This window comes from Eubacterium sp. AM05-23 (assembly GCF_003477535.1).
Taxonomy (GTDB): Bacteria; Bacillota; Clostridia; order Eubacteriales; family Eubacteriaceae; genus Eubacterium; species Eubacterium maltosivorans.
In genome coordinates this window covers 254,380-280,111 of sequence record NZ_QUDF01000007.1, presented here as the reverse complement: position 1 = coordinate 280,111, position 25,732 = coordinate 254,380, and the positions used below count along the sequence as shown (strand labels likewise).

The window sequence follows — 25,732 nt, the reverse complement described above, 5'->3', positions numbered from 1 at the left end:
AAAACGTATAAAAAACAGGAGACCGCACTTGGCGTGTCTCCTGTTTCGATTCGGTCTTTAAAAAATTGATACAACAGAACCCTGGTAAGTATCTTCGATGAATTTTTTCACATCGTCGCTCTTTAAGGCTTCCATTAAGGCTTTGGTTTTGTCAGAGTTTTCATCGCCTTCGCGGACTGCCACAACATTGGCGTAGGTCTGGGCGGCAACAGAATCTTTTTCTTCTTTTGCCAGCGCATCAGAGACCTTCAGATCTGCCTGCAATGCATAGTTACCGTTGATGACAGCCATATCGACATCCTGTAAGGAGCGGCCCAACTGTGCGGCTTCGAGTTCCTGAATGTTCAGGTTCTTCGGATTTTCAGTGATGTCTTTTGGCGTGGCGGCTAAGCCGGCATCCGGGTTCAATTTGATTAACCCATTGGTTTCAAGCAGCAATAAAGCACGCGCTTCATTGGTTGTATCATTTGGAACTGCAATGGTGGCACCATCTTTCAGGTCTGCAAGCGCTTTGGTTTTGCCTGCATATAGTCCCAATGGTTCATAATGAATGGCTCCTGCTGATACCAGCTTTGTGTTGTTTTTCTGATTAAAATCATCCAGATACGGCTTGTGCTGGAAGTAATTGGCATCCAGCTCTTTATTTTCAAGGGTCATATTCGGTTGTACGTAATCGGTAAATTCCTTGATTTCAAGGGTATAGCCCTTTTCTTTCAGAACATTTTCAGCTGCTTTTAAAATTTCAGCATGAGGGGTCGGCGATGCGCCCACCACGATGGTTTTATCATCCGAGCCAGAGGCTGATCCTCCGCCGGAAGAGCTGCAGCCTGCGGCCATAACCGTCACAAGGCCTAACGCTACCAGTACAGATAATACTTTTTTTAATTTCATCCTTCTTTTCCTCCTGGAAATTATTTTCTCTTATCCTGCTTTTCAGCGATCTTCATTCCAATTTCCTGGAATACCTGAACCACCAGAACCAGCAGTACAACAGTCACAATCATCACGCCGTTTTCGTAGCGGTAATACCCGTAACGAATGGCGATATCACCGAGGCCGCCGCCGCCCACAATACCAGCCATGGCTGAGTAGCCCAGAATGGTGGTGGTTGAAATAGCCGCGCCCACAATCAGCGAAGGCTTAGCTTCCGGCAGAAGCACCTTGCAGATCACCTGAAAGGGGCTGGCTCCCATCGAAAGCGATGCCTCAATTAGTCCCTTATCCACCTCACGGAGTGAGGATTCCACCATACGCGCGATAAACGGCGCGGCCGCCATAACCAGCGGCACAATGGTCGCGTTGGAGCCGATGGTGGTACCGGTAATAAAGCGCGTGATCGGGATAACCGCGATCAGCAGGATTAAAAACGGAATGGAACGGGTAATATTAACGATAATGTCTAAAATTTTATGAACAATTGGCAGCGGCTTGACACCGTCCTTGTCACAGGCCACCAGAATAACCCCCATCGGGATTCCCAGCACATAAGAAATCAAGGTTGACGCCAGGGTCATATACAGGGTCTGAAGCAGCCCCCACCAGATCATATTAATCATTGTGCTATCCCACATAGTCCGGCACCTCCTCCACAGTCAATCCATTGGATCTCAGATAATTCAGCACCTTGCTGGCAGTTGTGCTGTCCTCAGGCAGCTGGATGACCATCTGTCCGCGGGCAATGCCGTCGATATTTTTCATGTCCGCATACATAATGTTGACCAGCGCCTTACATTCCAGAATCATCCGGGCTATTACCGGATCGTAGGACGAGCTTCCGTCAAAGACGATGCGGCAGCAGTTCTTGCCGACGTGGCCAGTGAGGTTTTCACCGTCCGGGAAAATCATTCTCCTGGCAATGGCAGTTTTTGGATTAGTGAATATTTCCTCCACACTGCCCTGCTCGGCAATATGGCTCTTATCAATAATGGCCACATGGCTGCATATTTCCTCCACCACGCTCATCTCATGGGTGATCACCACAATGGTAATGCCCAGACGTTTGTTGATATCCTTTAGAAGCGTAAGAATCGACCGTGTGGTGGTGGGATCAAGGGCTGAGGTGGCTTCGTCACACAGCAGTACCTTCGGGTTGTTGGCCAGCGCACGCGCGATAGCGACACGCTGCTTCTGCCCGCCAGACAGCTGGGAAGGATAGGACTGCGCCCTGTCACTGAGGCCGACGAGCTCTAAAAGCTCCGCCGCGCGTCCTTTGGCCTTGGACTTGTCATACCCCGCGATTTCAAGCGCAAATAAAATATTTTTTTCGGCAGTCCGCTGTTCCAAAAGGTTGAACTGCTGAAAGATCATCCCCATGGAATAACGTACTTTCCGAAGATCCTTTTCCGATATTTCCGAAATATCCTCACCGTCGACTAAAACGCTGCCCTCCGTTGGTTTTTCCAGCAGGTTCATACAGCGCACAAGCGTGCTTTTTCCAGCGCCGCTCATACCGATGATTCCAAAAATATCGCCTTTATGAATGGTGATATTAATATCATCCAGAGCCTTCACATCGCCACTTTTTGTATGGAAGGTTTTTCCCAAAGACCGGATCTCAATGATGGGTTGCGCCTGTTCGTTTATTGGTGTTTCCATTTCTACCTCCTCTCAAAAAGCTTGATTTCTCAAATATCATTTCGTACTCTTTCATATGGTATTGAAAGGATACACTTTTACAATTATATTCTAGATTTAAAGCCTTTGTCAAGGTATACAGCGTTCAACTGCAAAACCTGTAAAATTCATTTTTTATTTATTCATATATGTTTTATATACTTTTATATTATAAAGTACCTCTCTACTTTTGTCAACACTTTTCAAAAAATATTCGCCCGCGCCTTTTGTCCTGCGTTGAATCCCTGATTTTAAAGTGCTATAATGGATTTTAAAAGGAAAACTATTTTATGGCTATCAATTAGGAGTGAATTAGAATTATGTTTAAATTACCTGAGTATATCCCACCTGACTTTCACACTGAGCATTTCGCCGGCTCTCCAGACGTTCATACCGAACCAGCCCCCAAGGACGGCGTCGTCCCTGAAAATTTTTACGCAACCTCCATTTTTCCTGAATATTTTAAGATCGACGGTCACTGGATTCTGATCCGTGAAAGCCGGATGGACTGTGTTGTCGTCATCGAGGACGGCCTTCCCCACGCGGTCGAATTCCGCAACGTCAAAAAAGGCGACGCGGTTGTCATCGGCCGCAGCGACAACGGCGAAACTGGCGTTTATGTTCACCAAAACGCTTTTAACCGGAACTTCCAGGACAATACAGACAACTTTGCCTTTCGAATGAACAATTCCAGAGAAACAGCCTTTTCCAGCGATTATGACCGGCTTTACGACCTGCTTCGCTATGAAAAGGACCATGGCTACGTGGTCTGGGTGCTGGGACCGGCAGCTGCCTTCGACTACGATTCCCGCAACGCCATGTCGTCACTCATAAAATCCGGCTATGTCGACGCTCTTTTTGCCGGCAATGCCCTGGCAACCCATGATCTGGAGGCAAACTTTTTCCATACAGCCCTGGGGCAGGATATTTATTCAAAATGCAGCTGTAAAAATGGCCATTACCATCATATCGAAACCATTAACCGTGCCCGCTCCTCCGGCTCGCTTAAAAATCTGGTCCGTGACTATAATATCCGCGACGGCATTGTCCAAGCTTGTCTAAAAAAAGACGTTCCCATGGTGCTGGCTGGCTCGATCCGCGACGATGGCCCTCTGCCGGGCGTCTATTCCGACGTCTATCAGGCTCAGGACGCCATGCGTGCCTACACGCGCAGAGCGACCACTGTCATCTGCCTCGCGACCCAGCTTCACACCATCGCAACCGGTAATATGACCCCTTCCTACCAGCTGGTGGGCGGCGTGGTCCGGCCCGTCTACTTCTACACGGTTGACATCTCTGAATTTGTCGTGAACAAGCTTAAGGACCGCGGCAGCCTGAGCAGCGAATCCTTTATTACCAATATCCAGGATTTTGTCGTGAATCTGGAACGTCATCTGCTTGGCAACGGATAAACTGTTTGCCACCTGAGCGGATATCGTATATAATTTTATTTAGAAAACAATTATCTGGAGGATACTATGGGTTACAAAGAAGACTTTATCGATTTTATGGTGCGCTCCGGCGTCTTGACCTTTGGCGATTTCGTGACCAAAAGCGGCCGTAAAACACCTTATTTCATCAATACCGGCAACTATAAAACAGCCGAACAGATTTCAAAGCTGGGCGAATACTACGCGGCCTGCATCGGGGAAAACATCGGGGAAATGGATTTTATGTACGGTCCTGCCTACAAAGGTATTCCGCTCGTCATTACTTCCGCCGTTTCCCTTTACAGAGACCACGGCGTCAACATTCCCTACTGCTTTAACCGCAAGGAAGCCAAGGACCACGGCGAAGGCGGCAGCATTATCGGCTACAAGCCCCAGGACGGCGATAAGGCCATCATCATCGAGGATGTCATCACTGCCGGCTCCTCAGTCCGCGAGAGTGTACCGCTGCTCAAGGGCCTTGCCGATGTCGACATAACCGCGCTCATCATTTCCGTTGACCGGATGGAAAAGGGCAACAATGGCAAGAGCGCAATCCAGGAAGTCAAGGAAGCGTTTGGTATCACCACTTACCCCATTGTAACTGTACGCGATATTATCGCTCATCTTTACAACTACGAAATTGACGGAAAAATCGTGATTGATGACGAAATGAAAAGACGCATGGAAGATCATCTTGATAAAAACGGTATTTAACAATAAAAGCTCCGGAAACCTCCGGAGCTTTTATTATACTGTTCATTAAAGTCACGTTAAATCCCAGAGGAGTCACTCTTTTTAAAATCATATTGCTTTCATTCACATAAGGTGCTACAATGGACTTAATTAGATGTATTCTAAAATATATGAAAGGAGAGACAACATGTCCGACAGTATTTATTACTCTTCAACAGACGCGGGTGTTGCCGCTATTATTTTATCTTTTCTGGCTGCTTACTTTGTTATTATTTTAGTCATTGGTATCGTCTGCTATGTTTTCAATTCACTCAGCTTATACCAGATGGCTAAAAACCGTGGTATCGACAGCCCCTGGCTGGCATGGATTCCCATTGCTAAGACTTACCTGATGGGTAAAATCATCAACGAAAAGGTCGCCTTTGGCTCATGGGTGATTCCATACGCCCATGTGTTCCTGCCGCTTCTGCCATTTGCGAGCGGGCTGCTTTCCATGATTCCATTCATTGGATGGCTCTTCCCGATCGCCTATGCCGTTTATTATTACGGCGCATTATACCGTCTGTACCGCATGTATAAACCAGAAAACGCTGTTTTATTCCTGGTGCTCAGCATTATTTTTGCGATTACTCAGCCGTTCTTCCTGTTCTCCATGCGCAATAACCAGGAAGAAGAATACCTGGCATAGACCAAGCCGTTCAATTTCTATTTACAAAAACGTCCCTTCGGGGACGTTTTTTTATGCCTGCTGTGCTGACCGCATATTTTTCCAGGCACCAAAGGTATAAACTCCAGGAATGATCAGCCCCGCTATCAGGGTAAGGATCATATCCGCTGTAAATCCGGTTCGCAGGCTGCCGTAAATGACAGAGCCTACCTGGAATATAATAATGATGATGCCGAGAATAAAGCACAATGCGCCTTTTCCTGCTTTTTTAGAAAAAGCAACGCCCAAAATTCCAACCACAAGCTCAAAAACACAGACGACTGTACTCACCATCAGGTTTACCGAAAGGTCTCTGATGCTAACGCCCATGATTTTCTCCATATCCGCTGCCATGGACGGGTCCATATTATTGTAGCCAATAATACCGGAAACGGCAATAACAGCGCCAAAAACGCCTATAATGGCCATTAAAATCCCGCCGACCTTTAAAACTTTTCTTCCTGCTGCTTCCATAGCTGCACCTCCATATTTTTCCTGACCAATTGTAGCACAATTTTTTTAAAATCACATTATATTTTTTCCTCCAAATGTTATTTTTTTTATAAACCGGGTATATTTTTAAATAATAATTATTCTAAAATATTATTTTGTATATAAATTTAAATTAAAAGGAGCGTATATTATGTCAAAAGATTTTTACAGCGCGATTTTAAACCGCCGCAGTTTCTATGCCATCAGCAAAAAAAGCCCCATCTCCGACAATAAAATCGAGGAAGTGATCGGCCATGCCATCAAGCATACCCCCTCTGCTTTTAACAGCCAGAGCTCAAAGGTCGTTTTACTCTTTGGCGAGCAACATGACAAACTCTGGGATATCGTAATGGAGACACTGCGCAAGAAGGTGCCGGCAAACAAATTCCAGCCGACCGAAGACAAGGTAAACAGCTTTAAAGCCGGCCACGGAACCGTCCTGTACTTTATTGACGATACCGTTACAGACAGCCTGGTCGAACAATTCCCACTATATGCAGATAACTTCCCAGTATGGGCAGAACAGGCCAACGGCATGCTTCAGTTCTCAGTATGGAATTCCCTGGAAATTGAAGGCCTCGGCGCAAACCTTCAGCACTATAATCCGCTCATCGACGAAGCTGTCAAAAAAGAATGGAAGCTTCCGGACGCCTGGCGTTTAAGAGCACAGATGCCTTTTGGCGAACCCACTGCCATGCCTGGCGATAAGGACTTCCAACCTCTGTCTGAACGCTTAAAAGTTTTCTATTAAATCACATTTGTTGCTGATGCAACAGAATTCCTCCGGTGAATATGCTATACTATAGTCAACACCTGAACTGGAGGAATAACTGTGATACGTAAAATCATTAAAATTGATAAAGAAAAATGTAACGGCTGCGGTCTGTGTGTCGACGCCTGTCACGAAGGGGCCATCGGTCTGGTCGACGGTGTCGCCACGCTGTTAAGGGACGATTACTGCGACGGTCTGGGAGATTGCCTGCCAGTGTGTCCTGAGGACGCTATCCACTTTGAGGAGCGGGAGGCGGCCGCTTATGATGAAGCTGCTGTACAGGCTAAAATGGAAACTGAAAAGGTCCAGCCCAAAACGCTGGCCTGCGGCTGTCCGGGAACGACCTCCCGTAAAATTGATCGCCACGCAAAATCAGAGGCTGGAAACCACAGTACCCCCCCTGCCCAGTCCCGCTTAAACCAGTGGCCTGTGCAAATTAAGCTGGCGCCGCCAAAGGCTCCATATTTTGACAATGCAGATCTGCTCATCGCTGCCGACTGCACAGCCTACGCCTATGGTGATTTTCACAATGAATTCATTAAAAACCGGATCACCCTTATCGGCTGTCCAAAGCTTGACGATGTGGACTATGCAGATAAGCTGACCGATATTTTGGCGAATAACGATATCCGTTCGCTGACAGTTGTAAGAATGGAAGTGCCATGCTGCGGAGGCATTGTCAATGCTGTTAAAGCCGCTTTAAAAAGCAGCGGGAAGATTATTCCCTGGTCGGTCACAACGGTATCGACCGATGGCAAAATTTTAAATATTTAACATAAACAAAGTATAAATTTCTAATTATCTTTTTATATTTTCTTAAATGCTCGTAAAGCCTTATTCTATGTGCTTTCGAGTATTTTTACTGTAGGAAGATACTTCACGTTTCTTTGCATATTTCCTCATGTCTTAGCTGTCAGAAGTGGTAAATAAGTAGTAAATTCATTTGTACTACTAAGCAACAAGACGCTCCTGTTGCTTCTCTTTATTCAAGCGTTTCATTTCTGCCATTGCAGAATCGAATGTTGCATGTGCGTAATAGTTCAGCGTCATGGCTATATTAGCATGTCCCATAATGTACTGTAATGCCTTTGGATTCATTCCTGCATTTGCATAGTTGGTACAGAATGTATGTCGCAAACTATGTGGAGTGATGTGTGGCAATTTATCCTCGTTATACTTATTGTATTTCTTAACAAGACCTTTCATCATGCCGTTGTAATCACTTGCCACTTTTGGATAGTTCTTTCTATTAAGAAAGAGGAAATCACTATATCCATCAATCTCAACACGCTTATCATTCTTTCGATTCGCTAACACTCGCTTAAATGCTTGATAGGCTTCTTCAACCATAGGAACTTGACGTTCGCCACTTTTGGTCTTTGGTGTTTCAATGTAGTACCCAATTTCAGTATCTCTCAATAGCTGATGGTCTATATTGACAAGACGATTCTCAAAATCTAAATCTGGAAGTGTCAAACCACCAAACTCTGAAATACGAAGACCTGTTTTTAAGAGTATCAGAATTTCATCATAATTTTTGCTGTAGGTTTTATCAGCTTTTGCAAAGGCTAACAGTTTTTCTTCCTGTTCTTCTGTTAGTACGGTCTTAGGGACAGTATCATCATCAAGAACTGCTTTCAGTTGAAAGTCAAATGGATTCTTCCGAACACAATCATCTTGTATAGCAATATAGAATGAAGCCTTTAAAGAACGTTTGTAGTTATTGATGGTTTGATAAGCATAACCATTTTCACTCATTCTAATAGCCCATTCTTTAGCGTCTGATGGCTTAATACTGTCAATACTTCTTACACCTAACTTGTCTTTCTTCAAAATATCCATAAGATATTTGCGTCCAGTTTCAGTGTTTTTTCTAACCTTTGGTCTTTGAGCGTTCTGTTTTGCGTAAAGCTGGCAGAGTGTCATTTTCTTTCCTACAACATCAATACCATCATGAATGTCTTTCTGTAACTCTGCGATTTTCTCTCTAAGTGAGATACAATCACGCTTTCCTGCTGGTACTCGGTCTGTAGCCACAAGTTTCCACGAGTAAACAAATTGCGGTTCTCCAAATGAATCTATATATTTGTATAAGTATCTTCCGTCTTTTCGTTGGCTCTCTCCAGTCTTTAAGATTCGACCTTTATTGTCACGTCTTTTTTCTGACATGGCATTTGCTCCTTTCCTTTATGGAAAGAGCCTTGATACGACTTAATACTATTTTATCATATACAAGACCCTTTGGCGACGCTAGATTGCGTCCAATGTATCTATAATTTTTTCAAATTGTTTTCGTTTAATCTGAATACGATTGCCATTCATAATCAGCCAATTTGCATTTTTATTTTCCTCTGCCAAGCGTCGTAGCTTGTTTTCGCCAATACGAAAATATTTTGACGCTTCTTCAATGGTTAGGGTATAACGTTCCCAAATAGGAATGTCAGTCTGCTTCATAAAATCCTCCTTTCCAAATCACTTATTTGGATTTCATAAAAGTTGTTTTACCAGCAATCGAACAGCTTTAGCAAAGCTCACGGGAGTTCCACCCCTGCATGGTTCTCATGTAGCCATACTCATTGCCTGCGACGGTTTTATCACGCTCGGACTATTGACTGTATGGGAGTATCATTATCACGATAAGAATGTCGTTGCAGGCAATCCTGCTAAAGATTGCTTCTCGGATCACTAACATGAATCGCTCGCTATCTTTATAAGATAGGTCATGGCGGTTAGTTCCGTTGGCTCTTTTCTTATCGAAACGTATTCGATTACTTTTATTCAGTTTTCAAAGAACAATGGCTCGTTAGCCTATCAAAACACATTGAAAGCTCAATATGCTTTGGTGGAATAACAAACCTCCCTGTTCGGGAAGCGTGGAATGGTTTAGCACGCTTCCACGAAAGGAGAGAGGATATTACTTAATTTCAAATGACAAAATCTTTGTAATCAGTCTGGTTTCCATTCTTCCACGTAAGACTTCATCAACGACCATACTTTGATTGCCATATTCATCTTTCATAAGTCGTAGGGAACGCTTCGTTATGTACCCTCTGTAATGATGTAGAATCTGGTTAATCGCTTCGGTATCGCCATCTGTTGCCTTTACAATGAGAGGAAAGGGAATCATAGGATATTGTGTTTTCATTCTTCAAATTCCTCCATAAACTTTTTAATTAAGGCTAGTCCACTGGTTCTATGCCGATAGACAGTAGAACGGTTCAATTTCAACAGGTCTGCAATTTCTGAATCGCTCATGTCCATAAAGTAAAACAGCAGTAGAATTTCACGTTTCTTGTCTGGCAACTCACGTAATGCTTCACTCAACAAATCATTTTCAACGCCTACTGATAACCCATTGAGTGTAAAAATCTGAAAGTCAGTTGAATAGTTATCTGTTGTCGCAAACTGGCTAACAAGATAATCGCCAACATCCGAAAAGGACACCTCACGCTTTGCAATCCTTGAAAGATAAAGCATATAATTCTTTCGCTCGTCTTCCATAGCACGTTTACAGATATAGTCAAACTGATTTTCTATTGTGGTCTGAAAAGAAGATGGTTTCATGTTTCTCACCCCCTTTCTGTCTAGGAAAGGAAGTGAGCCTTGCTCGTTTATCTCCTTTCACTCTTAGTCCCAATGTGAAAGGGGGATTTGTTGCATTACTGATAAATAAACTTTGTAAAAAAGTTCTGAATAGCCAAAAAAGCATATAAACAGATTTATTTCTCTGTTTACATGCTTCTGTTATTCTATCTATATGATTTATAAAACCACATTGGTGGACGTACTTATCTATTGCAGATAGACGACTTTTTTTGACAAGAACCCAATGTAAGGAAATTTATTGTATATGATGTACTTCATGGCGACGTTGACCTCCAACAAACCGCCATTTGGAAGTAATATACAATATTTTAACAGCGTAAATAGCACTACCATATAACGGTTTTTTTTATTGGCGTTTAGTAGTGCTTTTTATTAAATATAAACCTATAAACCATATAACACGTTTTTCTATACCTGTTTTTAATTCAGTAGGAACAATAAAATGTATAGAGGTGGTCTACTATGCGTAAAAAAGAAGATAAATATGATTTTAGAGCCTTTGGTTTAGCCATTAAAGAAGCTCGATTGAAACGAGGTTTAACTCGTGAACAAGTGGGAGCATTGATTGAAATTGACCCACGGTACTTAACTAATATTGAAAATAAAGGGCAACACCCCAGCATACAAGTTCTTTATGACCTTGTATCGTTACTTCATGTTTCCGTTGATGAATTTTTCTTACCTGCTAATAACTTGGTAAAAAGCACCCGACGATTACAGATAGAGAAATACATGGATAGCTTTACAGACAAAGAACTATCCTTAATGGAATCTTTAGCCAGCGGTATCAACGAAGCAAGAAACATCGAAGACTAATTAAAAGAATCCATACATAACGGAAAGAGCCGATAAAATGAGATTGTATTAATCTCATTTTATCGGCTCTGCGTCTTTGCGTCTGGCTCTGTAATCACAGTTACTTTGAACTGCTTTATTTCAATTAAATTTTCTTGTCTGCATTTCGGACAATAGAGGGGGAATTTTTTTAATTCAGTATCTTCCCTTATCTTTAATCGTGTTTTATTTCCACATACAGGACACAATATCCACTTGTAGTTTATAATAACTATCTCCTCCTTTACACTTTAATTCAAATCTTTATTAAAAAATATTTCATCTTATTTAACAAGAAACCATATTTATATAACAACATAAAATACACTAAGTTATTTTATTGAACATATATCGTACTTTATCTATCCGACTATTTGGACGACGGGGCTGGCAAACAGGTTCACCGGTAGTAACATGGTACCCTTTTAACTCTGTTAAACAAACACTACGTCCATTTGTAAAGAAAGTTAAATCACTACGATATTCTTGAATACACCGAGCAGGGATTTCTCCACTAAGAATGACCTCATTATTTTTCAATTGAGTGTCTACGATGTTCGCACAATATTTAGGAGCATCGTTGTATGCTCGTGAAAGATATTCCTGTGGCGCATAAATTTTAAAACTAAGATATGGCTCTAACAATTCTGTTCCAGCTTTTTTTAAGACTTGTTCCAATACAATAGGAGCAAGCATCCGAAAATCTGCTGGGGTACTAACAGGGCTATAGTATAAGCCATACTTAAAACAGATTTTACAGTCCGTCACATTCCAACCATACAATCCTTGTTCACAGCCATAGCGTATCCCCTCCATAACTGCATTTTGAAACGATTGATTTAAGTATCCAAGAGAAACCGAGCTCTCATACTGCATTCCACTTCCCAACGGAAGCGGTGATACAGATAAACCAATGGAAGCCCAGAAAGGATTTGGCGGCACTTCGATGTGAATGGTATATTCTGCATTTTTTAACGGTCTCTCCATATAAATGACTGTAGGCTCTTTTAGTTCTATCTCCACATGATACTTTTCTTGCAACAGTGCACTAATCACTTCCATTTGTACTTTCCCTAAGAAAGAAAGTATAATTTCATGTGTCGTAGAATCCACGTAATATCGTAGAAGCGGATCACTATCTGAGATTTCCAAAAGGGCATCAAGCAACATTTCTCTCTGTTCAGGTTTACTCGGTTCAACAGTTGTTTGTAGTAGAGGGTGCGGATTTTCAATCTTTTTTCTCTGTGGCAATAGTTTTGTATCTCCAAGAACACTATTTAACTTCAAAAACTCATTTTGCAAAATAACAATTTCTCCAGAATAAGCTCTATCAATCTTACATAATTCACCATTTATTGAAGTATACATTTCTGTAACTTTTATTTTTTCTTTTTCTGATACTCTAACCGAATCTCGTAAATGTAGTACTCCACTATAAAGGCGTATATATGCAAGACGTTGTCTTTTTTTTGTATATTCAATTTTGAAAACATTTCCGCAAAGTTCAGACGGACCTCGATGTGTTGATGAATAAAATTTATTAGTAATAACTTCTATAAGGTTATCAATCCCTATATTACTTTTTGCACTTCCATGATAAAGAGGGAACAGAGAACAATTCTGAAATCTTATGCTTTCCTCTTGTTCGAGTTCCAATGCTTCTAATGATTTACCGGACATATATTTCTCTAAAAGGTCATCGTTTCCCTCTATTACCGTATCCCATTGTTCAGATTCGGTAAAGTTCGTCACACACATATTAGGATACAGTTCTACCTTCTGTTTGATTACAATTTCGGCAGAAAGTTTCTCTTTAATATCCTGATAAACCGTTGATAAATCAATTCCATTTTGGTCAATCTTATTGATAAAAAAGATTGTGGGAATCCCCATTTTCCTAAGTGCATGAAATAATATACGAGTTTGTGCTTGTACGCCATCTTTTGCAGAAATCAGTAGAATTGCCCCATCTAAAACTGATAATGAACGATATACTTCTGCTAAGAAATCCATATGTCCTGGCGTGTCTATGATGTTCACCTTCGTATTTTCCCACTGAAAAGAGGTTATTCCTGTCTGAATTGTAATTCCTCTCTGACGTTCTAAAAGCGTATTATCCGTCCTCGTTGTACCTTTGTCCACGCTTCCTAATTCTGTAATCGCTCCACTGTTATATAATAAGCTTTCTGTTAAGGTAGTTTTTCCTGCATCAACATGAGCTAAAACTCCAATATTAATAATTTTCATGTGATTTTCCTCCATTCAAAAACCCAAAAGGGCATAAAAATCCCAGTGATAAATACTTTTATCACTGGGATTTTTATGCATAACCATAGGCATACAAAGCATACAGATATTCTCCGGATACTTTAGAATCACATGATAAAGGTATTCTTAAACTGGGTACAAAAAACTAAGCCCTCCTAAAAAAGGACATCCAATTATTTGTTCCCACTATCAAATTGACAGTTTATTTAAGAATACCTTGCCGCATATTTATTAACTCCTTTTAAATAGATACTTAAATAATAGCACGTAAGAGCATATTTGTAAAGGAATCTCCAATTTTTTATCAAAGAGAGTACGTGATTACAAAATAGCTGTAATAATGTACCAATATTTGTTATTCTATAATCTTCCAATTACTCCCGTTCTTTTCAAGTACCAAATCAAATTGAGATACCTGCGTTGCTTTGGTCTGCTGGTCGATATACTCCACTGTCAGCGATACCGTGACTTGATTATCCTTACGATTGTGAATAGGATTTACCAGTTCTTGAAAGATGTACTCTTTTCCGATTGGTTTTAATATCCCGTCATTCACATAGTAGGAAAGTTCACTGGCTGTCGCTGTAGGATAGAGCTTGAAGAACGTCGTTAAAAACTCATTGATTTCATTGGTTGTAATGGAATCAACCGTCCCCTCACTTTCAATGGCTTTTGGTTTATAACTTGATTTCTTAGGTATGTTGGTAATGGTCGGATTCTTAACCAGTACCATATTTCCAGAACCATCTACATAGACACTCACTATATAAGCAGAGTGGACGGTCTTTGTATTTTCTCCCTCTGTAATGAGCTGGTCTACACTGTAGGTTACATTAAACTCATTGTCGCCAGTTGGCTCTACCGTCCATATCTGAAATCCTCTTACAGAAGACGATACAGGAATATCTTTGCGTACTGTATCAACATTGAGAGCTTGAAGTTCATCTGTCAGATAGCCTTTTAGACTTTCCATTCGATTATCAATGGACTTATCGGATTGCTCCCATGAATAGTAGACTTTCGCAAAGTTCTCTACAAAATTTTCTACATGATGAGTATCAACGTATTCCTTTTCTATGATAGTTGTTTCGTGAATAGTATGAGTATCTATAGCTGTAAAGTGCTTGAATATCGCAAAGCTGAAACTAAGCCCTAAAAGTACCCACAAGGCAATCACAACCTTTTTATGAGGATTGACCTTATAGACACGAGGTTTCTTTTCCTTTGGTATCTGTTTTTCTTTATTCTGATTTTTTCTAAATTTCATCATTAAATCTTCCTTTCTCATTGTTTGATTCGTCCTGCTCCCACTAAATGCTGTTGCCAGTAGGGGCTTGTTAAGTCGGCATAACTGATTGGGTCGCCTGCATGAAACATACGGTTATTGCCAAGGTATATCCCAACATGAGTAATATAAGAGCCAGCGTTATAGGTAGAATGAAAGAAAACCAAATCGCCAGCTTGTGCTTCCGATAGTGGGATATGCTGGGTCACATCATATTGCTGTTGTGCGGTTCGTGGTAAGTTAATTCCAGCTTTTCCATACGTCCATTGTGTCAGTCCGCTACAATCAAAAGAAGTAGTCGGGGAAGCTCCACCGTAAACGTATCGCCAGCCCTCATATTTCAGTGCTTCGTCCATGATGGCTTGTACCGTATCATCATCAAACTCTGTTGTGACAAGATACTGCGTTACCAGTTGCACATAAAACATATTGCCATAGTTGTATCGCCAGCCCCCATTGATAGGTATGGCTATGGGATTGGGGTAAGACACTTTTTCGCCACCTGAATACTCTTTTGAGAAACTTTGAGCCAGTTCAAAGGTATATTTATTTCCACGATTAGCCACATACCCTAAGAAACCACCACCATAATTGTAGGACTGGATAACCGATTCTAAATCTACACTGAGCCTTTCGCTACTGGCTAATAATTCACTGAAATACTTCACACCTTGCTTAATGGATTCTTCTGTACTCAATGAATTAGGTGGAAGACCGAGGGATTCCGAGGACTGCATAACATCTTCCGCAGTACCGCCCGATTCCACCTGTATAATCGCAAGAAGTATGTTGACATATTCTTCAACGCCATATTCTTTGGCATATTTTTCTACCATAGGCTTATGAGCCAGCACTTCTGCGGAAACATTCACACCTCCATAATGAATATTGGAAATTCCGCTGTCCTGTTCATCTGAAAATAAAATGGCAACAAACAGAAGCAGTGAGAAGACCATCAAGAATAATCCAGAACCACCAATCACTAAAGTTTTCAACTTCATGGTTTCTTACCGACTTTCTTAATGGTGGCGGTTTTGATTGGTGGTCTACTTCTTGTATTTTGTAGTGGTACTCTTTGAACAGTAGACGGACGTTCTTTTGTGATTGGACGTTGTGAAGTTCTATCTGCTGTAGTGGTTGAAGTTGCTGGCTTTTGAACGGTTTTTTCTTGAACGGTATTGCCTTGGCGTTCCACTTTTGGACTTGAAAAATCGGACTTAACTGCTGGACGCTCTTGTTTGGCTTGTTGAGATTCCTTATATGAAGTCTGAATATTAGACTGTTTTGAGGTCTGTTCATCATGATATTGTTCTTGTCTTGTAGTCGGTCTTTCATGAACAGAAGAAGCAGGCTGTTTTTTCTGTTTGACCTGTTCCATTTCAGAGCGACGCTTCGCAATGGTTTTTCGCCTTTGTTCCTGCTGTTCCTTGCGTCCACTGGCTCTGTCCGCTTTGGTTTGAGAAATACTACTGGTTAAATCACGGACATTCTCTTTTACTTTGGATTTTCCTTGATATACTGCATATCTTGCATTGGTCGGCAAATCTTTAACCTGTTCTTTCAAACCACTAGCAGTGTCTACCATTCTGTCTTTGGTATCAGCTACTGTACCGATGGTTTGACCGATACGTTTTCCAAGTGTTGATTTTTCCTTTCCGTCTGGTCGGGAGTGATCTGCTTGTGTCCTTGCAGAACTCCCCGAACCCGACTGTCCTTTTTTACCTGTAACAATGGCAGACCCAGCCCCTAGAGTAGTCATGGAACGTCCAAGTTTCCGCTGTAGACGGTGCATGTGAGCGTGCATAAGCATACGAGGTTTTCTCATCACACGACTTCCCACACTTTGAGAATCGTTACTCTGTAGAGAAAACATACTCATTAAATCGCCCAGCTTGAAGTAGATTCCTGCAAAGGTCACAATCTGTAGAAAAGCAATCAAAAAGAACGGATAACCAGCCGATAAGGTATAGAGCATGGTTGAAATACTAAATGCTGTCGTAATAATCAATGTGATTCCAGCTCGTGTCAAAATGGTATTAAAGAGCTTTGTTATGGCTCGTTTTGACATACCATCAAATGATGGAATCATGCTTAAAATAAAGCTCACAGGCAGAAACATAGCATAGATGATAAAAAGTACCTGCGAGAAAATCATGATTCCTGTTAATAGGAATACAAATATGGAAATCCCAATATTGAAGACAAATAGGAAGAAGACTGTACCTAAACGGTTAATGGTCTTTGTAATGGTTAGATTGGTATTGCTTCTGTCTTCAATTTCTTCCGCAACAATTTTTTCTCTGTCTTCGCCATTGTTGGAATCTGGGCTGGTGGAGAGCAGGCTTTCCACACGGTCAATACCGATACTTTCAATGTCTGAACTGTTGTATTGAAGCAGTAGCCACGGTTGCTGAACCTGTATGGAAAACAGGCTATCTCTGATTAAGTCCACGCTGTCCTTGCCTTGACTATCGGAATGGGGCATGACAATCTTCGTGCCAAGTGATAAACTGGCATTACTGATGTCTGATGAAAAGTCATTGATTTTTTTAATGTAGTCGGGAGCGTAGGCAATAAAGGAAGCCGATAGGATAAACACCAGCACAAAATTCATAATGGCATGAATTGCCTTTGTGGTTTCTCTCTTTATCAGTCCCGTATAGGCAACATAAACCCCAAGAACCAAAATCAAGAGTAAGAGGAATCCAACATAGAAACCCTCTGTTGAAAATCCGTTTGCACTCACACCAGCTAAGGTCTGCATATTCTTACCAATGGAATCTGCTGTAGCGGAAATGAAGTCTAAGGAATAGGCTTCCTGTACTAAGTAACCTGTCGCATTGGAAACATACAAACTGATTGTCCAAATAAAATTGGTAATGGCATATAGTCCATACATGACCTGTTTTCCAATCCCGTCCGACCAGTTCCACGGAAGCCAGCCCCAGCTATTATCCACATAAAAATCCAGTTGATAGTTTTCAAGTGGGTATCGGCTGTATTCATTTGCCACATTGACCGTATCATCTACCAAGCCCGCAGCTTGAACCACCGTTCCCAGCATGGCTAAAAGAAAAATGGCAATCACAAGTGTGAAAGCCACTGTCATTGCCACTTTACCTAGACGTTTCAGCGTCCAGTTTGATTTTATTCTGTTTACTATTGATGGTTTCACATTTACACCTCTTTTCGCACAGGTGGTCTGGTATCAAAGGCATGGAGCAGTTCTTCAAATACAGGGTGGAACTGTATCACACCGACACGACCATATAAATCACTGATAAGGCATTGCCCGTTTTCCAAATCACGCAATCGCTTCTGATTGTTTTCGTCCTCTGGGTCTACACCAAAAAAGGCTAAGGTCTTTTTAATCTCGTTAAGGTCAGTGGAACGAAATGCAAATTTTAAGCCGAGGTTATTTTTCAGTTTTTCATCTAAGAGGTCGTCTGTATTTTGGGTCACGAAATATACCCCAGCGTTCATAGCACGACCAGCCCGAACCAGCTTCATAGATAGTGTTTTTCCTTGTGCTACCTGTAAAAAGCTCCATGCTTCGTCTAAATCTACAATCTTGAAAATGCTTCGGTCTGTATGGATAAAGTCTAAAGCAAAGGTACTAATGACAATCAGCATAGCAACGGATAAAAGCTCCATAGTGGTATATTCCTCAAAGGAAGTTTCCTTGTCGGGAAGTACCAAGTCCGCAACCTGTATAATGTTCAGTTGTTTTTCTAAGCTGATAGACTGCTCCACATAACCATTACTGAATAATAAATGTGCAAAGTCATAGTCTGTAAAACTTTCGATATGGTCGGCTATACTGGTACTTAGTGGCGTATTCTCAACCCGTAATTCCTCAATCACTTTCATCAACCCTCGTACTTCACTATTGGTTACTGCACGAATGGCTTTTCTAAGGATTGGGAAGCGTTCCCCATCACGAGAGGAAATCCCCGTAAGGAATGTCAGAATATCAATAGCCAGTGATTCAGAATCTTTGGGATTTTTCATAATCACATAAGGGTCAAGTAAGCCTTTGTTTTTCTCATCAGAAGTCAGAGTGACGATATTGATTTCATGGGAAATCTCTGGCAAGGTTTCTTTCCATCTGCCACGTTCTGCTTTTGGGTCTACAATCACTGCTTGTGCCCCATAAAGCACCGCATAATAGACGATAAGGTTATTCGCAAAGGATTTACCACCACCCAGCGAACCAACAAAAGCCGACGCTAACGCATTGGTTACTGAACCCTTAACCCCTTGACTGGCAAGAGCAGGTTTCAGATAGACATTGCGTCCAGTATCTAAGCTGTAGCCAACATAAATCCCCTCATTTTCCCCCAGCATTTGAGTAGCACCAAAACCTAAACCAGCGAGGAAATCAGAGGTCACGTATTGAATATAATCATTCATATAACGCTTGCTGGCAGGTAAAAATTCTTCATGTAAGCCGAGCATATCCCCAAATGGTCGTACCAGTTTTACGCTTAAATCGTCATAAAAATCTTTCACTTCATTACAACGACGTTTGAGTTCGTCAAGATCATTTGCTGATACCCTTACCACATAAGACAGCTTGTACATAGATTCCTTGCTTTGGTCTAAATTGGTTTCCAGCTCATTCACACTTTCCAGAGCTTCCGCCACATTGGAGCTGGTTTCATTATCACTTTGCCAAGCGTGGTTATCCAAGTCTTTCAGTTCTTTCTTTTTATTGCGGACAGTAGATAGGGCTTTACGATTCGCTACAATTTCCACATTCATTGACGTATCAATCGGGAATGTAAATTGCTGTTGCTGGTAGTAGAAGATTTCAGAGGACGGGAAGTCCAGTTCTCCGACAATGCTGTTAATGGTAAAGTAAGCTACATAGACGGTTTCATCTTCCTGCTGGATTTTCAAATATCGCTGTTTTTCTTCCACCAAACAGCGAGTAGGCTTAATCAAGTCATAGTATTTAATCAGCGTTTCATTATCCAGCTTTTTCTTTGATAGATGGTACTCATACTCTTCATAGGCAGTGCCTGTCTGTCCGTAAAGGTGTTCAATCAGATAGCCGAAGTCGTCCTTATCTAACCTGCGGATTTTGAAACGACGAGAGATTTTATTTTCTAAGAGCTTTTCCATCTTCTGAAAACGCAGGATTTCATCATTACTCATACTAACAAAATCGCCCATCAGCTTATGGTTCACATCATAGACAAAATCAGACAAAGCATTTTTTGCTTCAACGGTAAGACTTTTCATAGAAAACTCCTGATCGTTGAGAAGCAACTTAAAGCCGATAAAGAAACGGTAGTTCACTTGATTTTCGCCAATCATGGATATTAAAGCGTCTGTCTGTTGGTCGATTTTGTCATAGGCAACCGCTTTGAGCTTGCCAGTGACTTCATTTTTGGAACGCTCTTGTGCAGAACGTATGCTGGATTCTGTACTGATTTGTAAAGCATGAATTTTGCCATCACGATTTTGTGCGATAAGCTGTCTGAAAGAATCATGCACTTGTATTTTCTGTTCTGGACTTAGAAATGAGTAATTGTAAGGAACAAGCTCATAGTAAGCATAACATTCCCCGTCTTTATTCCAGACGAGATTGTTTTCAATGTATTTAATTGGATATGCCATAAAATTCACTCCTAACTGCTGTAATGGCTTCTTGTGGCTGGTTTCTGCCAAGCGTTACTTTTTTTCCTGCATAGGTCAGCTTTGGTCGCAGTGCATAAGCAATGACAGACTTCAAAAATCCATAAGGCTTTTTACCATCAAAAGTTTTTGTAGACATAAACCATGTGAAAGCCACAGGAATCCCAAAGTATTTGAGAAATGCTCCCTCTATCATGGAAAGAGGGGGCAAGTTGCCAAGTATCATCACTGCAAAGAGTGACACGACAAACCATGTCATTTGCGTAAAGGTTATGGGAAACGGAAGTCTAAAATCATTGATAGAATACAGTACCTTTTCCACAGACCAGATACTGGTATAGCTTCGTATTTTCTTCATGTAATCAATCCTTTCATAAAAAATAGGGGTAGCTGATTGAGCCACCCCGTAAAATAGAAAATCTGCCAGTAGTAATGTACCGACAGATTTAATAGACGATTTCAAAAATCCCATGATTGGTTGAGATAAACGTTCCTGAAAGGTCTAAATCCCGACCATAGGCTTGATAATCAATATAGTTTTGAAGACTAGCTGGTACTTCGCCTAAAGCACCCGTTTCTTCAATGTAGTAGCGTGCCACGTCATACATATCATCACAATCGGAATGAATGATAATATCCTCTTGATGTTCGCTTAGTTCTTCAATGCTTGAAAAATGAGTGAGCAGAGCAGATAGCTCCGATTGTAATTCTTCGGGTAATTCCGATACCATTTCCCATAGTCGATTGAGTTCGCCAATGGAAGTGTATTCGTCAACCGTAAAGGGTAACTCGTAGTCATGAATGGCGTATTCCTCATATTCATCATTCAAGCCGATTTTCTCTTTGACTTCCTCAAAGTCAATGGGAAAGGTAAACCACGCACCGACCAATTCGCCCTCATTGTATTTGCCTAAATTCGCAATATAGACTTGCATATCGTCCATATATTCACGTCCTTTCTTTGTAGAGATTCAAAAATCCCTACCGCACTTCGTTTGGTGTACCATTCCTTTGCGGAACATAAGAAAACCACTTATATTCCACAAAAGAACGGTTTTATTTAAGCACCAATAATGCGATTGAATAGCTCTAGTAAAATGTCTTTTACTCCAGCAGCGTTGAAGACTAAGCCAACCGCAATAATCGCAATAATTAAAAAGCCAATCAGTTTGCTAAACTCACGCTTGAAGCCAAGATACAAGCCAATCACAACGATTGCTAAAAGCACCAGTGATTGAGCGTTTGATAGAAACCAGTTATAAAGGTTTTGTCCAAAATTCATAAAAATGTTCTCCTCTCTATATTCAATGAATTTGTATTTGAGTTATTTTTTTGTTGTTATCACGTCCTGTTCTTTTACTGACTGTTGCTTCAAAATCTGCTTGTGTCGGTCTGTCAGTTTCGCATGGTCGAGAATGTCTTTTACAACCTGCGTCTGGTTGATTTCATCAAGTTTAATCGCAACCTTTAAGGTCGGGGCAACTTGATGAGATAGCCAGTTCAGCGTCCTTTGGAAGGAGTAAGGCTCTGGTTTTGTGGTTAGTTTTAATCGTTCACGATTGTTCCCAATAAACCAAGCCCATTCTTCATTCAGTTTCCAATCAGAACGAGGTTTGGAATCGTCTTTATCTACAAAACGGATATACCGATTGATAATTTTAAAGGCGGTATGCTCTGGATTGTCATAGACGAGTAAATCACGGACTGCATAATAGGCACGCTCATTTTTCAATCGAATCTCAAAACGGTTTTTTACTTCTGCGTCTTCAATGGGAATATCATTTTTCTTGTACTGCTCGTAGTCCTTTTCATAGATACAGAAATAAACTTCACTTTGTAATGAACCGATATAGAGGGTGTTTCCCATACATTCCTTTTCCTCTTTGCGTACCAGTTCGCCACTGCGATAGCTTTTAAAACTGCGGAAGACGGAGATACATTCTTCCTGTTGGCACTTTTCAGTGAGTACAGGGATATTTAAAATCCCTGTCTTATCGTTAATGGCAAGGTCAAGGCGTTTCATCACACCGCCAGCCACCAAAACGTCCATAAAGAACTCATACCAGCTTCTTTGTTGTGCCAGAAGATAGCTTTCAAATTGTCTGCACCCACGACCTTTCAATTCCACCAGAACTCCTTTGTCCAGTTCATGGGAGCAAAGGACGAATATGTCGCCTAAAGCATAATGCTCTGAATAAGAATAGAAACCATAGTCCTCATGAAGAAAATAGGACAGTTTCAGTTGTAAGATGTTTTCGACCACCTGCTGTACGTCTGTTGTCGGAAAGCGAATTCTTACATAATCAAACAGCATTTCAAGGGGAGCGTCGGGATTGAAGCGTTCCAGAGCTTCCCAAAGGGACTGCTGTAAATCCTCTGATGGCTTGACTTTTCCTGTTTCAATATCGCTTAGATACTGCCTTGTAATACCAGTCGCAACAGCTAAACGGTTTTGAGATAGTCCATAAGCCAAGCGTTTTTCTTTTAAATGCTGTAACCAAGTTTGTTCATTCAGTAAAAATCCCTCCAATCAAAAAGGCGTATGTCAACTTTTAAAGCCCATTTGACATACGCTGAAATTTTGTAAATCCCTTGTAACCAAAGGATTTTCTAATGTTTTTTTGACTGTTTCCTGTCGATTTGTACCCCCCTGTTAGATACGGGGGGTTAAGTGCTGGCGTGGCTATTGCCACACCAGCCAGCAAGATCAGTCCACACCTGCGACTTCCGCTTCGCACGTCGCCTGCGTGGACTGTCTGCTGTTGGATAACTTTTTAATTTCCTCCAAGAAATCATATCCTTTTGGTACAAGGGGAGTATAAAACTCTGATATGACACTTGTTCCTACATCAACATAGCCACGACCTTTGATTCGCTTTAAGAAGAAATCCTTTTGTACGTCACTGCCAAACATCATGCCATAGCCCATTTCAGACATACGACCTAAAGCCACTCTGAAATTAAACTGATCACGGATTCCGTCGCCTAAATATTTTGCGTCTGGACGTTGACAAGCCAGTATTAGAAAGAAGCCAGCTTGACGACCTAACATGACAATCTGTTTCAGCTTATTCATAACTGCGGTGTTTTCTTTTGTTCCCAGCATTTCCATGAAAGCGACGTATTCATCAAAGATTAAGAAGTGTGCCGGGAGACCTAAGTAAGCATAATTTTTGCCAGTCTTATAGTTCTTCATCTGCTTCATTTCCTCACTACGTTTCATCATTTCTTCATAGAATGTTTCAATGCAAGAAAGCAAGTCTTCTTTTCTATAGTAGACATTTGCCATCACAGAACCTAAGTCCGCAAGATCAGCATTTTTCGGGTCAAGAATATACAGTTTTGAATCTGTATGAAGCAAGGCTTCAATCAGTGTCAGTATAAAGTAAGTTTTACCGCCACCTGTACCACCAGCAATCAACATATGAGGGAGCTTATCATATTCCCACCATACGTTTTTCATTAAGCGAAGTTTACCATCTTTAGCTTCTACTTCATCAATAGAAATACGACTGGCTATGGTGTCATAGAGCAAAGTATATTCCACATAGGAATCCTTTAACTCTTTATCCGTCAGCTCACAGTACAAGCCACTCTCTAATTTCTTTTCCAAGTGTAAGAGTTGGTCTTGATATTTTCCCAGCGTGATTTCCACCCGTATCTGTATCAAGCCATTTTTAAGTCGATAATACATTTTAGGGAAGTAGGTTATCTTTTCCTTTGTACGACCAGCACTATCTTTAAAGAAACCCTCTGTTTTGACCTGTTCAGATTCATACCACTTGTTTTCAAGTATCATCTTTGCCAGTTTTTGACGGTGGTAAAGTTGTTTAACCGTATCATAGCGAACCCGTTTGAATACAAACGCTACCAGCAAGCAGATAAGAATTGCGACACTGAAACTGATAATTAAATAGGGAATGTCAATCTTATCTGCTTGTGATAGGTTAAAATCCTGCCAGTTGATCTGCTGGATTGTCTTCACATGAAACAGTCCGACAACCAGCAGGAAAACAGGCAGGAGTGACGCTATCGTAAAATGAAAGACTAAATCTTTACCAGATGGGCGAATCCTTTTACCACGCTGTTTCATGCGAAAAAGTCTCCTTTCTACCTAGCGACTATTTGTCTTGTGTCGGTTCTTTCTTTGCTTGTGGTTGAGCTTTGAATGAACTAGAATCCTTTGTCAGCACAATATCGTCTGCCTTGATATACCAGTCAACATCTGCTCCTTGATAGGTGGCAGTAGCAACGGTGTCCGCAATGGGATTGATAAGTTCCACCCGTGCGTTATAATCAAACTCTTTCAAAGGCACGCTGGCAGGAATACTTACTTGAATCATGCGTCCTTGTCCTTTGGATTTTAAGTCATAGGTACGTTCCTTGATTTCATCTGAAACCGACCCGTCTTCATTTTGGATTCTCACTTCACGACGTAGAGCAGAGAATTTCAATTCTCCAAAAGTCGTGTCTTTATCTAATACAATGCCATTTGCTAATCTCATCATTTTTCCTCTCTTTCTTTATTCTTTTATCATGTCGTCAGCATGTAAAAGGTAATTTGTAAAACCACGAGTGCCGATTTTGTAGCCCTCTGCGGTAATACGTGGATTGACTAACTTCACACGTTCCTCAAAGCCGAAATGTTTTTCGCCAGCTTCAGCAGGAAGCACCACCACAATATCATCTGCTCTTTGAACATCAGAATAGAGATTATAGCTTCTTGATAAGACAGTTAGCCGTCCGTTGATTCTTCGCTGAACGACTTTATCCTCGCCAGCAAATTCTAAATTGCCGAATGTTTTTTCCATGTTGGGAATCACAAATTTAAGTTCCATATTTTTACCTATCCTTTCTTTTTTATTGGCTGAATGAATGTTTGATGGTCTTAAAGAGTGGGGAACGACCTTTTGATTCTTGATTTTTTGTTTTCATAAGTTCACTTCCTTTCAAAATCGGGTAAAAAAATAGACACCTCATTTTTTGAAGTGTCTACCTATTAAATATTCAAATTTTATTGGAAGTATCTTTATATCTTCACTTTTCAAGGATAAATCGTCGTATCAAAGCTCATTCATAAGTAGTAAATTAGTAGTAAATTGAGTGGTTTTGACCTTGATAAAGTGTGATAAGTCCAGTTTTTATGCGGATAACTAGATTTTTATGCTATTTTTTACTAAAAAAATAATCTGGCCCGTATCGCTACGATACGGGCCAGATTTCATTCTTAACGTTCAAGCCGACTGGCTTGTTCTTTAAATAAAAAAAGCAGCTGTTTCACAGCTGCTATACTTTCTAAAATGGTGACCCATGGGCGACTTGAACGCCCGACACCCTGATTAAAAGTCAGATGCTCTACCAACTGAGCTAATGGGTCATGTATTATCCTT

At 41.1% G+C, this 25,732-nt stretch carries 30 protein-coding genes and 1 tRNA gene; 7 read left to right on the top strand and 24 right to left on the bottom strand.

Annotated elements, in window-relative coordinates; all coding sequences use genetic code 11:
* Positions 1-57 precede the first annotated feature (57 nt).
* From DW091_RS12150 to DW091_RS12140, 3 genes are all read right to left on the bottom strand, one after another.
* The gene (locus DW091_RS12150) at positions 58-837 is read right to left on the bottom strand and encodes a MetQ/NlpA family ABC transporter substrate-binding protein (RefSeq protein WP_224168793.1); all 780 of its coding nucleotides are present in this window, start codon (positions 835-837) and stop codon (positions 58-60) included.
* Positions 838-911: 74 nt separating this feature from the next.
* A complete protein-coding gene (locus DW091_RS12145; RefSeq protein ID WP_013379289.1) occupies positions 912-1,571 on the bottom strand; it encodes a methionine ABC transporter permease in 660 nt (219 codons plus the stop codon).
* Positions 1,561-2,595 carry an ATP-binding cassette domain-containing protein gene (locus DW091_RS12140; protein WP_118518251.1) on the bottom strand — a complete coding sequence of 345 codons (1,035 nt, stop codon included), beginning with the start codon at positions 2,593-2,595 and terminating at the stop codon, positions 1,561-1,563. Before DW091_RS12140 ends, DW091_RS12145 begins: the two co-directional genes overlap by 11 nt.
* A 335-nt stretch (positions 2,596-2,930) precedes the next feature.
* On the opposite strand from DW091_RS12140, the gene DW091_RS12135 reads away from it, so the two are divergent.
* The 3 genes from DW091_RS12135 to DW091_RS12125 all read left to right on the top strand — a co-directional run bounded on the left by DW091_RS12135 (position 2,931) and on the right by DW091_RS12125 (position 5,424).
* On the top strand, positions 2,931-4,025 hold the full coding sequence (locus DW091_RS12135; RefSeq protein WP_118518250.1) for a hypothetical protein: 1,095 nt from the start codon (positions 2,931-2,933) through the stop codon (positions 4,023-4,025).
* A 66-nt stretch (positions 4,026-4,091) separates the two neighbouring features.
* Complete coding sequence (gene pyrE, locus DW091_RS12130) at positions 4,092-4,757, top strand: orotate phosphoribosyltransferase (protein ID WP_118518249.1); 666 nt, start codon at positions 4,092-4,094, stop codon at positions 4,755-4,757.
* 166 nt (positions 4,758-4,923) lie between these two features.
* Complete coding sequence (locus tag DW091_RS12125) at positions 4,924-5,424, top strand: hypothetical protein (protein ID WP_013379285.1); 501 nt, start codon at positions 4,924-4,926, stop codon at positions 5,422-5,424.
* A 51-nt stretch (positions 5,425-5,475) separates the two neighbouring features.
* On the opposite strand, the gene DW091_RS12120 is transcribed toward DW091_RS12125, so the two are convergent.
* Positions 5,476-5,916 (bottom strand): hypothetical protein, encoded by a 441-nt coding sequence (locus DW091_RS12120; RefSeq protein ID WP_118518248.1) that lies wholly within the window; start codon positions 5,914-5,916, stop codon positions 5,476-5,478.
* 169 nt (positions 5,917-6,085) lie between these two features.
* Here DW091_RS12120 and DW091_RS12115 point away from each other — a divergent pair, with 169 nt between their 5' ends.
* Both DW091_RS12115 and DW091_RS12110 read left to right on the top strand, forming a co-directional pair.
* A complete protein-coding gene (locus DW091_RS12115; protein WP_058695614.1) occupies positions 6,086-6,685 on the top strand; it encodes a nitroreductase family protein in 600 nt (199 codons plus the stop codon).
* Positions 6,686-6,766: 81 nt separating this feature from the next.
* Positions 6,767-7,480, top strand: a complete 714-nt coding sequence (locus DW091_RS12110; RefSeq protein ID WP_118518247.1) for a 4Fe-4S binding protein — start codon at positions 6,767-6,769, stop codon at positions 7,478-7,480.
* Positions 7,481-7,657: 177 nt separating this feature from the next.
* Here the strand turns inward: DW091_RS12110 and DW091_RS12105 are convergent, their stop codons facing one another.
* Both DW091_RS12105 and DW091_RS12100 read right to left on the bottom strand, forming a co-directional pair.
* On the bottom strand, positions 7,658-8,875 hold the full coding sequence (locus tag DW091_RS12105) for a tyrosine-type recombinase/integrase (RefSeq protein WP_001291561.1): 1,218 nt from the start codon (positions 8,873-8,875) through the stop codon (positions 7,658-7,660).
* 81 nt (positions 8,876-8,956) lie between these two features.
* Positions 8,957-9,160, bottom strand: coding sequence for an excisionase (locus DW091_RS12100; RefSeq protein WP_000814511.1), 204 nt, complete (start codon positions 9,158-9,160; stop codon positions 8,957-8,959).
* Here DW091_RS12100 and DW091_RS20570 point away from each other — a divergent pair.
* The gene (locus tag DW091_RS20570; RefSeq protein WP_001845478.1) at positions 9,144-9,395 is read left to right on the top strand and encodes a hypothetical protein; all 252 of its coding nucleotides are present in this window, start codon (positions 9,144-9,146) and stop codon (positions 9,393-9,395) included. The two genes, DW091_RS12100 and DW091_RS20570, sit on opposite strands and share 17 nt — an antisense overlap.
* A gap of 225 nt (positions 9,396-9,620) precedes the next feature.
* On the opposite strand, the gene DW091_RS12090 is transcribed toward DW091_RS20570, so the two are convergent.
* Positions 9,621-9,851, bottom strand: coding sequence for a helix-turn-helix domain-containing protein (locus DW091_RS12090; RefSeq protein ID WP_000857133.1), 231 nt, complete (start codon positions 9,849-9,851; stop codon positions 9,621-9,623).
* Entirely contained in the window at positions 9,848-10,270 is a 423-nt protein-coding gene (locus DW091_RS12085; RefSeq protein WP_000804885.1) for a sigma-70 family RNA polymerase sigma factor, read from the bottom strand. Before DW091_RS12085 ends, DW091_RS12090 begins: the two co-directional genes overlap by 4 nt.
* 504 nt (positions 10,271-10,774) lie before the next feature.
* On the opposite strand from DW091_RS12085, the gene DW091_RS12075 reads away from it, so the two are divergent.
* Entirely contained in the window at positions 10,775-11,128 is a 354-nt protein-coding gene (locus DW091_RS12075; protein WP_001227347.1) for a helix-turn-helix transcriptional regulator, read from the top strand.
* 59 nt (positions 11,129-11,187) lie between these two features.
* Here DW091_RS12075 and DW091_RS12070 read toward each other — a convergent pair whose 3' ends face one another.
* The 16 genes from DW091_RS12070 to DW091_RS11990 all read right to left on the bottom strand — a co-directional run bounded on the left by DW091_RS12070 (position 11,188) and on the right by DW091_RS11990 (position 25,719).
* Entirely contained in the window at positions 11,188-11,355 is a 168-nt protein-coding gene (locus DW091_RS12070) for a cysteine-rich KTR domain-containing protein (RefSeq protein ID WP_000336323.1), read from the bottom strand.
* Between the two features lie 118 nt (positions 11,356-11,473).
* On the bottom strand, positions 11,474-13,393 hold the full coding sequence (tet(M), locus tag DW091_RS12065; RefSeq protein WP_000691736.1) for a tetracycline resistance ribosomal protection protein Tet(M): 1,920 nt from the start codon (positions 13,391-13,393) through the stop codon (positions 11,474-11,476).
* 15 nt (positions 13,394-13,408) lie between these two features.
* On the bottom strand, positions 13,409-13,525 hold the full coding sequence (locus tag DW091_RS12060) for a tetracycline resistance determinant leader peptide (protein WP_001814923.1): 117 nt from the start codon (positions 13,523-13,525) through the stop codon (positions 13,409-13,411).
* Between the two features lie 244 nt (positions 13,526-13,769).
* A complete protein-coding gene (locus DW091_RS12055; RefSeq protein ID WP_001224318.1) occupies positions 13,770-14,702 on the bottom strand; it encodes a conjugal transfer protein in 933 nt (310 codons plus the stop codon).
* On the bottom strand, positions 14,699-15,700 hold the full coding sequence (locus DW091_RS12050; protein ID WP_050274500.1) for a bifunctional lysozyme/C40 family peptidase: 1,002 nt from the start codon (positions 15,698-15,700) through the stop codon (positions 14,699-14,701). Before DW091_RS12050 ends, DW091_RS12055 begins: the two co-directional genes overlap by 4 nt.
* A complete protein-coding gene (locus DW091_RS12045; protein ID WP_000804748.1) occupies positions 15,697-17,874 on the bottom strand; it encodes a membrane protein in 2,178 nt (725 codons plus the stop codon). Before DW091_RS12045 ends, DW091_RS12050 begins: the two co-directional genes overlap by 4 nt.
* A gap of 2 nt (positions 17,875-17,876) precedes the next feature.
* Positions 17,877-20,324, bottom strand: coding sequence for an ATP-binding protein (locus tag DW091_RS12040; protein WP_000331160.1), 2,448 nt, complete (start codon positions 20,322-20,324; stop codon positions 17,877-17,879).
* Positions 20,308-20,700: a conjugal transfer protein gene (locus tag DW091_RS12035; protein ID WP_000723888.1), complete on the bottom strand. Its 393-nt coding sequence runs from the start codon at positions 20,698-20,700 to the stop codon at positions 20,308-20,310. Before DW091_RS12035 ends, DW091_RS12040 begins: the two co-directional genes overlap by 17 nt.
* 88 nt (positions 20,701-20,788) lie before the next feature.
* On the bottom strand, positions 20,789-21,286 hold the full coding sequence (locus DW091_RS12030; RefSeq protein WP_000342539.1) for an antirestriction protein ArdA: 498 nt from the start codon (positions 21,284-21,286) through the stop codon (positions 20,789-20,791).
* Positions 21,287-21,402: 116 nt separating this feature from the next.
* Complete coding sequence (locus tag DW091_RS12025) at positions 21,403-21,624, bottom strand: hypothetical protein (protein WP_001009056.1); 222 nt, start codon at positions 21,622-21,624, stop codon at positions 21,403-21,405.
* A 42-nt stretch (positions 21,625-21,666) separates the two neighbouring features.
* A complete protein-coding gene (gene mobT, locus DW091_RS12020; RefSeq protein ID WP_000398284.1) occupies positions 21,667-22,872 on the bottom strand; it encodes a MobT family relaxase in 1,206 nt (401 codons plus the stop codon).
* A gap of 22 nt (positions 22,873-22,894) precedes the next feature.
* The gene (locus DW091_RS12015; RefSeq protein ID WP_000879507.1) at positions 22,895-23,047 is read right to left on the bottom strand and encodes a hypothetical protein; all 153 of its coding nucleotides are present in this window, start codon (positions 23,045-23,047) and stop codon (positions 22,895-22,897) included.
* A 2-nt stretch (positions 23,048-23,049) separates the two neighbouring features.
* Positions 23,050-24,435 carry an FtsK/SpoIIIE domain-containing protein gene (locus DW091_RS12010; RefSeq protein ID WP_000813488.1) on the bottom strand — a complete coding sequence of 462 codons (1,386 nt, stop codon included), beginning with the start codon at positions 24,433-24,435 and terminating at the stop codon, positions 23,050-23,052.
* A gap of 28 nt (positions 24,436-24,463) precedes the next feature.
* The gene (locus DW091_RS12005; RefSeq protein WP_000985015.1) at positions 24,464-24,850 is read right to left on the bottom strand and encodes a YdcP family protein; all 387 of its coding nucleotides are present in this window, start codon (positions 24,848-24,850) and stop codon (positions 24,464-24,466) included.
* A 15-nt stretch (positions 24,851-24,865) separates the two neighbouring features.
* Positions 24,866-25,180, bottom strand: coding sequence for a YdcP family protein (locus tag DW091_RS12000; RefSeq protein ID WP_000420682.1), 315 nt, complete (start codon positions 25,178-25,180; stop codon positions 24,866-24,868).
* A 463-nt stretch (positions 25,181-25,643) separates the two neighbouring features.
* Positions 25,644-25,719 (bottom strand) — tRNA-Lys (locus tag DW091_RS11990).
* Between the last annotated feature and the right edge of the window lie 13 nt (positions 25,720-25,732).